At 59.8% G+C, this 12,813-nt stretch carries 15 protein-coding genes; 5 read left to right on the forward strand and 10 right to left on the reverse strand.

What is annotated here, in order from left to right; translation table 11 throughout:
• Positions 1–9 precede the first annotated feature (9 nt).
• A complete protein-coding gene (rsmA, locus tag AC2FJ6_RS02070) occupies positions 10–852 on the forward strand; it encodes a 16S rRNA (adenine(1518)-N(6)/adenine(1519)-N(6))-dimethyltransferase RsmA (protein ID WP_170788717.1) in 843 nt (280 codons plus the stop codon).
• 55 nt (positions 853–907) lie between these two features.
• Here the strand turns inward: rsmA and AC2FJ6_RS02075 are convergent, their stop codons facing one another.
• The 3 genes from AC2FJ6_RS02075 to prfA all read right to left on the reverse strand — a co-directional run bounded on the left by AC2FJ6_RS02075 (position 908) and on the right by prfA (position 3,618).
• The gene (locus AC2FJ6_RS02075; protein ID WP_170774436.1) at positions 908–1,483 is read right to left on the reverse strand and encodes a DUF4167 domain-containing protein; all 576 of its coding nucleotides are present in this window, start codon (positions 1,481–1,483) and stop codon (positions 908–910) included.
• A 237-nt stretch (positions 1,484–1,720) separates the two neighbouring features.
• On the reverse strand, positions 1,721–2,566 hold the full coding sequence (prmC, locus tag AC2FJ6_RS02080) for a peptide chain release factor N(5)-glutamine methyltransferase (RefSeq protein WP_496668299.1): 846 nt from the start codon (positions 2,564–2,566) through the stop codon (positions 1,721–1,723).
• Positions 2,563–3,618: a peptide chain release factor 1 gene (gene prfA, locus AC2FJ6_RS02085; RefSeq protein WP_496668301.1), complete on the reverse strand. Its 1,056-nt coding sequence runs from the start codon at positions 3,616–3,618 to the stop codon at positions 2,563–2,565. The genes prmC and prfA overlap by 4 nt, the downstream gene beginning before the upstream one ends.
• Before the next feature lie 108 nt (positions 3,619–3,726).
• On the opposite strand from prfA, the gene AC2FJ6_RS02090 reads away from it, so the two are divergent.
• Complete coding sequence (locus AC2FJ6_RS02090; RefSeq protein ID WP_496668303.1) at positions 3,727–3,969, forward strand: hypothetical protein; 243 nt, start codon at positions 3,727–3,729, stop codon at positions 3,967–3,969.
• On the opposite strand, the gene AC2FJ6_RS02095 is transcribed toward AC2FJ6_RS02090, so the two are convergent.
• The 4 genes from AC2FJ6_RS02095 to AC2FJ6_RS02110 form a co-directional block, all read right to left on the reverse strand.
• Positions 3,910–4,317: a DUF1499 domain-containing protein gene (locus AC2FJ6_RS02095; RefSeq protein ID WP_170774445.1), complete on the reverse strand. Its 408-nt coding sequence runs from the start codon at positions 4,315–4,317 to the stop codon at positions 3,910–3,912. The two genes, AC2FJ6_RS02090 and AC2FJ6_RS02095, sit on opposite strands and share 60 nt — an antisense overlap.
• A gap of 66 nt (positions 4,318–4,383) precedes the next feature.
• Positions 4,384–5,331, reverse strand: a complete 948-nt coding sequence (gene speB / locus AC2FJ6_RS02100) for an agmatinase (RefSeq protein WP_170774447.1) — start codon at positions 5,329–5,331, stop codon at positions 4,384–4,386.
• 63 nt (positions 5,332–5,394) lie between these two features.
• Positions 5,395–6,360: an agmatinase gene (gene speB / locus AC2FJ6_RS02105; RefSeq protein ID WP_170774449.1), complete on the reverse strand. Its 966-nt coding sequence runs from the start codon at positions 6,358–6,360 to the stop codon at positions 5,395–5,397.
• A gap of 12 nt (positions 6,361–6,372) precedes the next feature.
• Positions 6,373–7,536: a M20 aminoacylase family protein gene (locus AC2FJ6_RS02110; protein ID WP_170774451.1), complete on the reverse strand. Its 1,164-nt coding sequence runs from the start codon at positions 7,534–7,536 to the stop codon at positions 6,373–6,375.
• A 66-nt stretch (positions 7,537–7,602) separates the two neighbouring features.
• On the opposite strand from AC2FJ6_RS02110, the gene mazG reads away from it, so the two are divergent.
• The 3 genes from mazG to AC2FJ6_RS02125 all read left to right on the forward strand — a co-directional run bounded on the left by mazG (position 7,603) and on the right by AC2FJ6_RS02125 (position 9,908).
• Positions 7,603–8,460 (forward strand): nucleoside triphosphate pyrophosphohydrolase, encoded by an 858-nt coding sequence (gene mazG, locus AC2FJ6_RS02115; protein WP_170774452.1) that lies wholly within the window; start codon positions 7,603–7,605, stop codon positions 8,458–8,460.
• 63 nt (positions 8,461–8,523) lie between these two features.
• Positions 8,524–9,462 carry a nucleoside hydrolase gene (locus AC2FJ6_RS02120; protein WP_170774454.1) on the forward strand — a complete coding sequence of 313 codons (939 nt, stop codon included), beginning with the start codon at positions 8,524–8,526 and terminating at the stop codon, positions 9,460–9,462.
• A complete protein-coding gene (locus AC2FJ6_RS02125; RefSeq protein WP_496668305.1) occupies positions 9,459–9,908 on the forward strand; it encodes a GNAT family N-acetyltransferase in 450 nt (149 codons plus the stop codon). The genes AC2FJ6_RS02120 and AC2FJ6_RS02125 overlap by 4 nt, the downstream gene beginning before the upstream one ends.
• 35 nt (positions 9,909–9,943) lie before the next feature.
• On the opposite strand, the gene AC2FJ6_RS02130 is transcribed toward AC2FJ6_RS02125, so the two are convergent.
• The 3 genes from AC2FJ6_RS02130 to AC2FJ6_RS02140 all read right to left on the reverse strand — a co-directional run bounded on the left by AC2FJ6_RS02130 (position 9,944) and on the right by AC2FJ6_RS02140 (position 12,719).
• Complete coding sequence (locus AC2FJ6_RS02130) at positions 9,944–10,111, reverse strand: hypothetical protein (RefSeq protein WP_170774459.1); 168 nt, start codon at positions 10,109–10,111, stop codon at positions 9,944–9,946.
• 324 nt (positions 10,112–10,435) lie between these two features.
• Positions 10,436–11,713, reverse strand: coding sequence for a phosphopyruvate hydratase (eno, locus tag AC2FJ6_RS02135; RefSeq protein WP_170788726.1), 1,278 nt, complete (start codon positions 11,711–11,713; stop codon positions 10,436–10,438).
• Between the two features lie 124 nt (positions 11,714–11,837).
• Positions 11,838–12,719, reverse strand: a complete 882-nt coding sequence (locus tag AC2FJ6_RS02140) for a DMT family transporter (RefSeq protein ID WP_496668307.1) — start codon at positions 12,717–12,719, stop codon at positions 11,838–11,840.
• Between the last annotated feature and the right edge of the window lie 94 nt (positions 12,720–12,813).

Genomic DNA, 12,813 nt, shown 5'->3' on the forward strand with positions numbered 1-12,813 from the left:
AATCGGATCATGAGCGCCATCGACACCCTTCCCCCACTGCGCGAAGTCATCGCTGCACACCAGCTTTCGGCCCGCAAATCTCTGGGCCAGAATTTTCTGCTGGATCTGAACCTAACTGCCAAGATCGCCCGTCAGGCCGGTGATCTGACTACATGTGACGTGCTGGAAATCGGCCCCGGTCCCGGCGGCCTGACCCGTGGGCTTCTGTCCGAAGGCGCCCGTAAAGTCGTCGCCGTCGAAAAAGACACCCGCTGCATCGCGGCTCTCAACGAGATCGCAACCGCCTATCCTGGAAGGCTAGAGGTTATCAACGGCGACGCGCTTGAAATCAATCCGCTCGCCCACCTGACGCCCCCCATTCGTATTGCCGCGAACCTGCCCTACAATGTGGGCACCGAATTGCTGGTGCGCTGGCTGACCCCGCCGGAATGGCCCCCGTTCTGGCAAAGCCTCACCCTTATGTTCCAACGCGAAGTGGCCGAGCGGATCGTCGCCCAACCCGGCAGCAAAGCATATGGCCGCCTTGCCATCCTTGCGCAATGGCGGGCCGAGGCAAGGATCGCCATGTCCCTGCCGCCGGGTGCCTTTACGCCACCCCCAAAAGTTTCCAGCGCGGTGGTCCACCTGACCGCCCTGCCCGAGCCTCGTTTTCCGGCAGATGCAGCCACCCTGTCCCGCGTTGTCGCGGCAGCCTTCAACCAGCGGCGCAAAATGCTGCGCGCCTCGTTGAAAGGCGTCGCCCCCGATATCGAAGACAGGTTGCGCGCTGCTGGCATAGAACCCACCGAAAGGGCCGAACAGGTCCCGTTGGAAGCCTTCTGCGCTCTGGCTCGTGCAGTGAAGCAGCCCTAAGAAACAAAAAAACCTCGGGTCGAAACCCGAGGCCTAACTTTGCTATTCAAACCGATTACTCAGCCGCCTCCGGGGCGTCTCCCTTGTCGGCAGCGGGTTCTTCCGCTGCGGGCGCGGCCTTGGGCTTGCGCGCACGTGGCTTGCGTGCCGGTTTTTCTTTCTTCTCAGGTGCGGCGTCGCCGCCTTTGCTTTCGGGTGTCTCCACCAGACCGGATTCAGGTGCCGCATCTTCGGGCGCGAACCCCATCACATCAGGCTGCGGAGCCTCTGCCGGGTCGGCTTGACGGGCTGCTTCACGTTCCTGACGCTCGGCGCGCTCGCGGTCACGTTCGGCCTGGCGTTCGCGGTTCTGACGCTCTTGCTCTTCGCGGCGGGCTTCCATCTCGCGTTGGGCTTCGCTCAGCAGGCGCAGGTAATGCTCGGCATGTTGCTGGAAATTCTCGGCGGCCACACGGTCATTGGACAGCTGCGCATCGCGGGCAAGCTGGTTGTACTTGTCAATGATCTGCTGGGGCGTGCCTCGCACTTTGCCTTCCGGCCCCGAGCTGTCAAAGACCCGGTTTACAACGTTGCCGCCAGAAGGACGATTGCGGTTATTCTTGGCCCGCGAGCGGGATTTTGAAGATCTCATCTACTTTCGTCAGCCTTGTCTTACGATGTCGATCACCTCGCGACGTACACTGCTCAAAGGTTTTAGCTGTGACGCGGTGTCGACTTTTTGGGCTTGGCGTCAGGGGCGCGCTGTAACGGCGTCAACCTCGCTGACTATTCCTGAGTAAACATGTCCGGCAGGTTCAGACAAGGGGTTTGTCCCATTTTTCGCTGATTTTTTACATCAATCGGCAGAAATCGGCCTCAGAACGTGTCGTCATTGCGGCATTCTGGCGAAAACGACGCGATCGCGCCCATCCAGATCAGGAATAACGCGCGTCTCAGACAAACCTGCCGCATCAAAAAGCGCCGCCACGGCAGCGCCCTGCGTCGGGCCAATTTCCACCAGCAACCGCCCGCCCGGTAATAGAAAATCAGGCACACCGGCGGCGATGCGTCTATACGCCCCAAGCCCATCCCCTTCGTCGGTCAGAGCCATGCGCGGTTCATGCTCGCGCACTTCCGGGGACAGCGCCTCCATTTCGGACAGCGAAATATACGGGGGATTCGAGACAATAAGATCGAATTCACCCTCAATGTTTCCAAACCAATCGGATTGAAGAACCTCCACCCGGTCTTGTACCTGATGCTGCACGGCATTCGCACTGGTTTGCAGGCAGGCCGATTCACTCAGATCAACGCCAACACCGGACGCGCTGGTGCGTTCAGCCAGCAGAGTGATCAGAATACAGCCCGAACCTGTGCCCAGGTCCAGAACGTGATCGAACGGCTCGCTCAGGGCGGCTTCGATCAAGGTCTCTGTCTCGGGGCGTGGGTCCAGAACATCGCGACTGACCCGGAACCTACGGCCATAGAATTCACGCTCGCCCAGCAGATGCGACACCGGCACCCGAATGGCCCGCAGCGCGATCAGCTGGTCATAACGTTCGGCGATTTCCGGAGCCAATTCCTCTGGCGCGATCAGGGTGACACGACTGGCCTCGATCCGGGCGGCATGGGCAAGCAGAACACGTGCATCGCGCGCCGGATCATCGACCCCCGCCGCACGCAGCCGCGCCGTCGCGGCAACCATCGCCATAGCCGCTGTCTGCGGCCCGTTCATTGTGCCATCTCGGCCAGCAAACGCGCCTGATCGTCAGCGGTGAGCGCGTCGATGATTTCGTCCAAGTCGCCCTGCATCACATGATCCAACTTATAAAGCGTCAGGTTGATACGGTGATCCGTCATGCGGCCCTGCGGGAAGTTATAGGTCCTGATCCGCTCAGAGCGGTCCCCGGACCCCACCTGACTGGCCCGATCGGCTGAGCGTTCACTGTCGATCCGCTGGCGCTCCAAGTCATAGAGGCGCGTTTTCAGCACCTGCATAGCAATCTCGCGGTTGCGGTGTTGGGATTTCTCGGAACTGGTCACAACCAGCCCGGTCGGAAGGTGGGTAATGCGCACCGCCGAGTCGGTAGTGTTCACATGCTGTCCCCCCGCGCCCGAGCTGCGCATGGTGTCGATACGGATGTCATTGGCGTCGACTTGAATGTCCACATCCTCAGCCTCGGGCAAAACGGCCACGGTGGCTGCCGAGGTATGAATCCGCCCCCCGCTTTCGGTTTCGGGCACGCGCTGCACCCGGTGCACGCCGGATTCGTACTTCATCCGGGCAAAGACGTTCTCGCCCTTGATATGGGCCACCACCTCTTTGATGCCACCCAGATCGGAGGCCTGTTCTTCGATGATCTCAAACCGCCAGCCGCGCGCCTCGGCATAGCGCTGATACATGCGCAACAGATCGCCTGCGAACAATGCGGCCTCGTCCCCACCCGTGCCCGGTCGGATTTCCAGCATCGCTGGGCGTGCGTCGGCCTCGTCTCGGGGCAACAGCGCCAATTGCAGCGCATGTTCTGCCTGCGGGATACGGGCCTGAAGATCAGGAATTTCCTCTTCGGCCAGTTCCTTCATGTCGGGGTCGGCCAGCATCGCCTCGGCCTCGGCCAAATCGGCCCGCAAATGGCGCCAGGCCATGATCTGATCAACCACGGGCTTGAGATCCCAATACTCCTTGGCCAAGGCCGCAATATCTCCACCCGAGGCACCATCGGACATGGCCGCTTCGAGGTATTGGAATCGCTGGGTTATCTGCTCAAGGCGTTCTTCGGGGATCATCTGGGCGGTGTCCCCTAATATGCCGCTTTGGTCAAGGGCCGAGCTTGTGCTAACATACCCGGCATGAAGGGGTTGGTTTTCGTTTTATCGCTGTTTGCGGTGCCTGCCATGGCGGATTACGTCGGGCCGGACGGTAAGGTGCGCGACTGCTATTGCACAGACAAATCAGGTGCACGCGTGGATTTGGGTGAGATGATCTGCTTGCAGGTCGATGGCCGCATGTTCATGGCACAGTGTCAGATGTCGTTGAACGTGCCAATGTGGCGCGAGGTGTCCGAGGGGTGTTTGTCCTCAGGGTTGGAGCGCAGCAAGCCACTCATCAACTCGGTCTCGGTTTACCCCAAAATCTGATCGCCCAAAGCGCAGGCGTGCATGGATGCGCAGGGTATCGCCGTCTTGCTGGACCGTGGTGTAGTCGGGAAAGCCGATCACTTTGCTGCGGGTAATGTAGGTGATCATCCCCTCATTCACCGACCCGGCCAGCACAGTAGTGCGCGGCGTGGCCTGCGCGATGTCGTCCAGTCGGGCAAGACCTTCCGGCCCGGTTTCAACGATGCGAATGACGCCGCCTTGCATATTCGTATCCGCCGTTGCAGTCAGCGGTATATGCCATTGGGCAGGGTCAGAGGGTGCGAGACGGATATAAACCCACAGAGCCACAACAGCCCCGACTAGCACCCAAACGACCATCTTCTTCATCCTGAACCTCGTGTTTCCGCAGAACCTATTTGGTTCTCAGCGCCCGGCAAGGCACCAAGCGCCCCCTTACCGTGACGTCACGCTAGGCAGTATGCATAGCAGTTCGAAAAGCAGGTTTGCCGCCGTCAGCGCCGTCGTCCCCGCAGGGTCATAGGGCGGAGACACCTCGACCAGATCGCAGCCCACCACGTTCACCCCACTCAAAGCTTGAAGCAATTGCAGAGCTTGCGGCGTGGTCAATCCGGCGATCTCAGGCGTACCGGTGCCGGGCGCAAAGGCCGGATCAAGGCTGTCGATATCATAGGTGATATAAGTCGGATGCTCTCCGATCTCATTGCGAATTTGCGCGCCAATTACCGTCAGGTTCTGCTGCCACAACTCCCACGCGGGGAATTGCTTGAAACCCCAGCCCTTGGCCTGGGTGAAATCTGACGCCGCATAGCCCGAGCCGCGAATGCCGATCTGAAAGGTCTTGTCGGGGACGATCAGGCCCTCTTCATAGGCGCGGCGGAAGACGGTGCCATGGGTTTCACGCTCGCCAAACATCTCGTCATTCACGTCGGCGTGCGCATCCACATGCACCAGCGCCACAGGCCCGTGCTTGGCCGCGATCGCCCGCAGGATTGGCAGGGTGATCGAATGATCGCCGCCCATCGCAACTGGCGTCACCCCCTGCGCCAGAATGGCGTCATAGCTTTCCTTGATGATCTTCAGGCTTTCTGCCAGTGAAAACGTGTTGATCGCAAGATCGCCAATATCGGCGATCTGAAGGCTGTCAAAGGGCGCGGCAAAACTGGCCATGTTATAGGGCCGTATCATCGCACTTTCGGCGCGGATCTGTTTTGGCCCGAACCGCGTGCCCGACCGCCACGAGGTGCCGATATCCATCGGAATGCCCAGCACGGCCACATCCAGCCCCGCCAGAGACTCCGCCTGCGGCAGGCGCATGAACGTGTTCGGCCCCGAAAACCGCGCCAGATCATTGCCGCTGAGGGGTTGGTTAAACTGTGTCATGCCCGTATCTCTCCCGTCCGACCTTTTGGCTAAGGTGATACCGGAAAGACGGCTAACCAATGGTTAAGGCTGCAGTTTGTTCCATCCCAAAAGACAAATAATCTGCGTCGCCACATGGGCACCGGCGATCGCCGTCGCGCCCGAGGTATCAAAAGGCGGAGAGACCTCGACTACATCGCCGCCCTTGATGTTGATCCCGGCAATGTCACGCAAGATGATCTGCGCCTGAATAGAACTCAGACCACCCCAGACGGGTGTACCGGTGCCGGGGGCAAATGCCGGGTCCAAACCGTCGATGTCGAAGCTCAAGTAAACGGGGCTATCGCCCATGATCTCTTTGATCTTTTGCGCCACGGCAGCGGGGCCGGATTCGTAGACCTCACGCGCGTCGATGATGTTGACGCCCAGCGTGTCCTCGTTGGTGGTGCGGATACCCACCTGAACGGATCGCTTGGGGTCCACGATCCCCGACTTTACCGCCTTGTAAAACATCGTCCCGTGATCCACGCGGGTCATATCGTCATCGGCCCATGTGTCCGTATGCGCATCGAATTGCAGCAGCGACATGGGCCCGTATTTCTCGGCATAGGCTTTCAGGATCGGGAAACTGATATAGTGATCCCCGCCCAAAGTGACCGAGGCCACATCGGCGGCAAGAATGGTGCGGATATGATCCGTCAGCGTGTCGGGAAAGGCTGGGATATTGGCATAGTCATAGGCCATGTCGCCATAGTCTACGATGGCCAACTCGCTGAGTGCATCAAAGGGCCAGCCATAGGGCGCGTCGGGCGATTGCAGCGCGCTGGCCTCGCGGATTGCGCGCGGGCCCAGCCTGGTGCCGGGGCGGTTCGTCACCGCCTGATCGAACGGCACGCCGGTCACGGCGATGTCCACCCCTTTCAGGTCCTTGGTGTATAGCCGCCGCAGAAACGACGTCGCTCCACCAAAGGTATTCTCGAACGACAGCCCCTTGAGGTCGGGGTTGGTGAATGCCTCATCCACCTGAGTTTTTGCGTCTTCCAGTCCCATGTCTTTCCCTTATCAGCCCAGTGGCTGTGCCTTTTCGACGATCCGCGCAAAGAAGGATGCCCCGATGGGCGCGATCTCATCGTTGAAGTTGTATTTCGGATGGTGCAGCCCGGCGCCATCACCCTGCCCCACAAACAGATAGGCACCGGGGCGCGATTGTAGCATGAATGAGAAATCCTCGGCCCCCATCATCGGCGGAACCTCGGTCAGCACGCGCTCATCCCCCGAGATATCGCGCGCCACATCGGCGGCGAATTCAGCCTTGGCGGCGTCGTTGATCGTGGCGGGGTAATTGACCTCATAATCCAGCCGAGCTTCGACCCCGTAAGACTGCGCCTGACCCTGCACGATCTGCGCCATTCGATCCATCACCATCTTCTGTACATTCGGATCAAAGGTGCGCACGGTACCGTTGATATAGGCAGTATCAGGGATCACGTTGTTCACCGAACCGGTATGGATCTGAGTGACCGAGACCACCAGATCGTCCAGCGCATAGTTGTTGCGACTGACAATGGTCTGAATCGCCTGCGCAATCCCGCAGGCTGCCATCACAGGATCGCGGGTTTCATGCGGCATCGCCCCGTGGCCGCCGACACCTTGAATATGAACTTCAAACGTGTCCACCGCAGCCATGATCGGACCGGTATTGGTCTGAAACATCCCCTCGGGCACGCCCGGCGCATTGTGCAGGGCGTAGACCTGAGAGATGTCGAACCGCTCCATGATGCCTTCCTCGACCATGACGCCCGCGCCGCCGCCATCCTCTTCGGCGGGTTGAAAGATCAGGGCCACGCGGCCCGAAAAATTCCGCGTCTCGGCCAGATAGCGCGCCGCGCCCAGCAGCATTGTCGTATGTCCGTCGTGACCGCAGGCGTGCATATTCCCCGGCTTGGTCGAGGCATAGTCCACCCCGGTTTCCTCAGGGATCGGCAGCGCATCCATATCAGCGCGCAGACCGATGGTAGGCCCTTCGCCCTGCCCGTTGATAATGGCGACGATGCCGGTGGTGGCGATCCCCTCGTGAATCTCGTCCACACCGAATTCACGCAGACGCTCGGCCACGAAAGCTGCCGTTTCATGGCATTCGAATTTCAGTTCAGGGATCGTATGCAGGTGCTGCCGCCACGCGGTCATATCGGCGGTATAATCGGCAATTCGGTTGACGACGGGCATCTGGGGTGGACTCCTGTTGCGGTCTGCGGAATGGATGCATCTGACACCGGAACGAAAGGGTTCGCAATGGCCGAAAATCCTCTGATCCACGATAAAGACGCAGGCATCGAACGTCTGCTGGAGATCATGCGCCGCCTGCGCGACCCGCAGACTGGCTGTCCGTGGGATATCGAGCAGGATTTTGCGACCATCGCCCCATACACGATCGAAGAAGCCTATGAGGTCGCTGATGCTATCGAACGCGAGGCTTATGACGAGCTGAAGGGAGAGTTGGGCGACCTGCTGTTCCAATCGGTTTTTCACGCGCAAATGGCTGAAGAAGCTGGGCATTTCACCTTTCAGGACGTGGTCCGCACCATGTCCGACAAGATGGTTGCGCGTCACCCACATGTGTTCGGTGACGAATCCCGCGACAAGTCTGCCGAACAGCAGACGCTGGATTGGGAAACGATCAAGGCAGCGGAACGTGCAGGTAAGGAACAGAAAGGCGCGCTAGACGGTGTGGCCGCGAACCTGCCTGCCCTGCTGCGCGCGCACAAGCTGCAAAAACGCGCCGCGCGCGTGGGGTTCGACTGGCCCGACGCCAGCCATGTTCTAGCCAAGATCACCGAAGAGGCCGCTGAACTGGAAGAGGCCCGCGACAGCATGGATGCCGACGCGCTCGAAGATGAATTCGGCGATCTGCTGTTCGTGATCGTCAATCTGGGCCGTCATCTGGGAATCGAGCCTGAGGCCGCTCTGCGCCGCACCAACGCCAAGTTCACCCGCCGCTTTGAACAGGTCGAATCCCGCCTGGCCGAACGCGGTAAAACACCCAGCCAAAGCGATCTGGCCGAGATGGATGCCCTGTGGGACGAGGTGAAAACCGAGGAGCATCGCGCCAATGGCAAACTCCCGCCGGTGGATGTCGCCACGGGGGTCTGAAACCGCTGGACAAGTGCTTTGACACTTGCGAGTGTCCGCCCTTCACCACCCCCGGAGACACCCATGCCGCGCAAAATCATTATCGACACCGACCCCGGTCAGGACGACGCCGTTGCCATCCTGTTGGCGCTGGCCAGCCCGGATGAAATCGACTTGCTGGGCGTAACAGCCGTCGCCGGGAACGTGCCGCTGGAGCTAACCGCCAAGAACGCGCGCATCGTCTGCGAACTGGCCGGCCACACGGACGTGCCGGTTTATGCAGGCTGTGATCGGCCGCTGAACCGCCCTTTGGTCACAGCAGAACATGTGCACGGCAAAACCGGACTGGACGGTCCCGTTCTGCCCGATCCGCAAATGCCGTTGGCCCAAGGGCACGCGGTCGATTTCATCATCGACACCCTGCGCGCGCATGAGCCGGGTACGGTGACTCTATGCCCTCTGGGGCCGCTCACCAATATTGCGACGGCTTTCACCAAGGCCCCCGATATCGTTGACCGGGTACAGGAAATCGTGCTGATGGGTGGGGCGTACTTTGAGGTCGGCAACATCACTCCGGCGGCGGAATTCAATATCTATGTCGACCCTGAAGCCGCTGATATCGTGTTCAAATCCGGCGCGCACATCGTTGTCATGCCACTGGACGTGACCCATGACGCGCTGGTCACGCCACACCGCAACGACGCCTTCCGCGCGCTGGACAGCAAGGTCGGACACGCAGTGGCCGAGATGACTGATTTCTTCGAACGGTTCGACAAGGAAAAATACGGATCGGAGGGCGCACCCCTGCACGATCCCTGCGTGACCGCCTATCTGATCCGGCCTGAGCTGTTCTCGGGCCGTCACATCAATGTCGAGATCGAGACCCAGTCCGAGCTGACACTGGGCATGACCGTTGCCGATTGGTGGCGCGTCACAGATCGCCCGGCAAACGCCATGTTCATGGGCAGCGTCGATGCACAAGGGTTCTTCGATCTGCTAACCGAACGGCTGGCTCGACTATGAGTGCTGCACTTAAACTCGCCCGGCCTGAGGATCTGGGCCGTCTGATGACCCTTGTCGCCGCCTTTCACGCCGAAGCGGGCATCGATCAGGACGCTGATCACCGGCGCAACGCGCTGGCACCGCTGCTGGACGGTATTCCCCATGGCTGCGTATATTTGATCGGTCCGGCGCGTGCACCGCTTGGATACGCGGTTTTGACCTTTGGGTGGTCTGTCGAGTTCGGCGGAATGGACGCCTTTATCGACGAGATTTACATCCGCCCCACCGTGCGAGGTCGCGGCATCGCCACCGAGGTGCTGCTGGACCTGCCCAAAGCCCTTGCCAATGCCGGGCTGACCGCCCTGCACCTTGAGGTCGACCGCACCAATGAAACCGCGCAGAAGCTATATCTGCGCACCGGCTTCAAACCGCGCGATCGCTATGTATTGATGAGCAAGAAGCTCTGATAGCAGTCTTTTGTCAGCCCCCCAGCGACAGCACGTTAGCGCAACTCGCCTCTATACATATAGATGGGCGAATCCATGTCTTTGACGGGGTCGGTTGCCGAAACTGACTGCCCTGAAACCGGGTAAACACCTGGTGCCGAGCAGGCCGCCAGAAAAACAGTACTAATCACTGTTGCCGCAAGAAGGAATTTGGAACCAGTCATGGTATTCTCCTTTCGAGTAGTGACCTCAGGTTAGGGTTTGGCGGCCTCGCCCAAATAGGGAAAAGTTCACACAAAATTGCCTTTATGTTGCCACAATGCTGGCAACTACCTGCAAACGTTGGACAAAAATTTTTCGAAAAATTGAAGATTCTTTACCTAACGTAACCTGCGCGCACTTTTCAGGCGACAGCACGAGGTTTTCAACGCGCATAAAGGGTGCGGATCGGACAATCCGCATAACCGATTCCCCACGAGTTCAGGGCGAGAGACGAAAAAGCCCGGCCTTCCAGCGAAGACCGGGCCTATTTGCGTTTTTTGGTACGATCAGCGTTTGAGGATCGAAGCCCCCGCATATTCTGCGACCTCACCTAGCGATTCCTCGATGCGGATCAGCTGGTTGTATTTGGCTAGCCGGTCCGACCGCGCGAGGCTGCCGGTTTTGATCTGACCGCAATTGGTCGCAACCGCCAGATCTGCAATGGTGGCGTCCTCGGTCTCGCCCGAACGGTGCGACATCACGTTGGTGTACCGCGCGCGGTGGGCCATATCGACAGCGCGCAGCGTCTCGGTCAGCGAACCGATCTGGTTCACTTTGACCAGCATCGAGTTCGCACAGCCGCGATCGATGCCTTCGGCCAGACGTTCAGGGTTGGTCACGAACAGGTCGTCACCCACCAATTGCACCTCGTTGCCGATGGCGTCGGTCAGAGCTTTCCAGCCGTCCCAGTCATCTTCGGACATGCCGTCTTCGATCGAGATGATCGGATAATCATTGACCAGCGCCGCCAGATAGGCCGCGTTTTCCTCGGACGTCAGTGTTGTGCCCTCGCCCGCCAGCACGTATTTGCCGTCTTTGTAGTATTCGGTCGCGGCGCAATCCAACGCCAGGTGGATTTCTTCGCCCGGTTTGTAGCCAGCCTTTTCGATGGATTTCAGGATGAAATCCAGCGCCTCGCGCGTGCTGGCAATGTTGGGGGCAAAGCCGCCCTCATCACCGACGCCGGTGGCCAGACCTGCGGCGGACAGTTCTTTCTTCAGGGTGTGGAACACCTCGGACCCCATGCGCACCGCCTCGCGGATATTCGCGGCCGAGGTCGGCATGATCATGAATTCCTGAATGTCGATAGGGTTGTCGGCATGTTCGCCGCCATTGATGATGTTCATCATCGGCACTGGCAGAACGCGGGCCGAGGTGCCGCCGACATAGCGGTACAAAGGCTGGGTGGTGAAATCGGCCGCCGCCTTGGCCGCCGCTAGCGAGACACCCAGAATAGCGTTTGCGCCCAGACGACCTTTATTCTCGGTCCCGTCCAATTCGATCATCGCCTGGTCGATGGCGACCTGTTCAGTCGCGTCGAAACCCACCAGTTCCTCGGCAATCTCACCGTTCACGGCAGCGACTGCTTCCAGCACGCCCTTGCCCATATAGCGCGCCTTGTCACCGTCGCGCTTTTCCACCGCCTCATAGGCCCCTGTGGACGCGCCCGAGGGCACAGCCGCGCGGCCCATGGTGCCGTCTTCCAAGATCACGTCCACCTCGACCGTCGGGTTGCCCCGGCTGTCCAGAATTTCGCGTGCGTGGATGTCGATAATCGTGCTCATGAGGCGCGTCCCTGTGGCTGCAATGCGTTGACCGCCTCATAGCACCACCGGGCAAAAAGTAAACCATGCATGTTATCGCTAACACAATTCGCCGCAGGTGTTTGCGCAAACCTGCGACAATCCGTCAAGCCGCAGCCACCATGACCCGCGCCAAACGACGTTCCCGCAGGAAAGTGTAAAGCCCCGATCCCAGGATCAACGAGGCCCCCGCAATGGTCATCAGGTCCGGGCGTTCGCCGAACATGATCATGCCTGCCGTGATCGAAAACACCAGCCGTGTATAGCGGAACGGAGTCAGCGCCGAGGCGTCCCCCACTCGCATCGCCGTGACGATGCCGTAGTAGCCCAAAACACTAAACAGAACGGCCCCAGTCAACGGCCCCATCTGCGGGCCTGTGATCGGCACCAGCGGTTGCGCCTGTACCACCATCAGCACCAACCCGCCCAAGATCGCCGCGATATAGGCCTGCATCGCCACTACGGACGAGGCGATATCAGCGTCCAGTCGCCGTGTAATCAAATCCCGTGCGGCAATACAGACAACGCTGATCACAACCAACAGGGTCTCAGGCTGGAACCCGGCCAGACCGGGGCGGATGATCATCAAAACGCCCAGAAACCCGACGCAGACCGCGCTCCACCTGCGCCAACCGACTTGTTCGCCCAGAAACAGCGCCGCGCCGACAGTTACGGCAAGCGGCAATGCCTGGAAAACGGCGGCGACTGTGGACAGATCAACTAAGGCCAGCGCAGTCACGAAGGCAATCGCACCGACCCCTTCGCTGCCTGCGCGGATTAGTGGCAAGGGGCGCCATGCAGCCCGCTCAAAGATCCGCTTGCGTGTGACGACGGTCATCACCGCAAAGATCAGGCCGCATACCGCGCCCAGCAAAATCATGATCTGACCGGTCGGCACCGACGCGGACATGTGTTTGATGAACATATCCTCAAGCGCAAAGGCCGCCATCGCGCCGACGACCAGCAAGATGCCGTTTACGTTGTTCATGTTCCAATCCGTCAAAAATGCTGTTCGCTCGATCACAGAAATCGAACGCGGCTTGGTCAGGCAAGTCCTATCCGCATGGAATCCATGAATTCGC

It is taken from the genome of Ruegeria sp. CDSA089 (assembly GCF_059612205.1).

Coding starts and splice junctions, on each gene's coding strand:
- AC2FJ6_RS02140 (WP_496668307.1), bottom strand. CDS start 12,719: ATGAACAACGTAAACGGCATCTTGCTGGTCGTCGGCGCGATGGCGGCC.
- AC2FJ6_RS02095 (WP_170774445.1), bottom strand. CDS start 4,317: ATGAAGAAGATGGTCGTTTGGGTGCTAGTCGGGGCTGTTGTGGCTCTG.
- AC2FJ6_RS02120 (WP_170774454.1), top strand. CDS start 8,524: ATGCCGCGCAAAATCATTATCGACACCGACCCCGGTCAGGACGACGCC.
- AC2FJ6_RS02130 (WP_170774459.1), bottom strand. CDS start 10,111: ATGACTGGTTCCAAATTCCTTCTTGCGGCAACAGTGATTAGTACTGTT.
- speB (WP_170774449.1), bottom strand. CDS start 6,360: ATGGGACTGGAAGACGCAAAAACTCAGGTGGATGAGGCATTCACCAAC.
- prmC (WP_496668299.1), bottom strand. CDS start 2,566: ATGAACGGGCCGCAGACAGCGGCTATGGCGATGGTTGCCGCGACGGCG.
- rsmA (WP_170788717.1), top strand. CDS start 10: ATGAGCGCCATCGACACCCTTCCCCCACTGCGCGAAGTCATCGCTGCA.
- speB (WP_170774447.1), bottom strand. CDS start 5,331: ATGACACAGTTTAACCAACCCCTCAGCGGCAATGATCTGGCGCGGTTT.
- prfA (WP_496668301.1), bottom strand. CDS start 3,618: ATGATCCCCGAAGAACGCCTTGAGCAGATAACCCAGCGATTCCAATAC.
- AC2FJ6_RS02075 (WP_170774436.1), bottom strand. CDS start 1,483: ATGAGATCTTCAAAATCCCGCTCGCGGGCCAAGAATAACCGCAATCGT.
- AC2FJ6_RS02110 (WP_170774451.1), bottom strand. CDS start 7,536: ATGCCCGTCGTCAACCGAATTGCCGATTATACCGCCGATATGACCGCG.
- mazG (WP_170774452.1), top strand. CDS start 7,603: ATGGCCGAAAATCCTCTGATCCACGATAAAGACGCAGGCATCGAACGT.
- eno (WP_170788726.1), bottom strand. CDS start 11,713: ATGAGCACGATTATCGACATCCACGCACGCGAAATTCTGGACAGCCGG.
- AC2FJ6_RS02090 (WP_496668303.1), top strand. CDS start 3,727: ATGGCGGATTACGTCGGGCCGGACGGTAAGGTGCGCGACTGCTATTGC.
- AC2FJ6_RS02125 (WP_496668305.1), top strand. CDS start 9,459: ATGAGTGCTGCACTTAAACTCGCCCGGCCTGAGGATCTGGGCCGTCTG.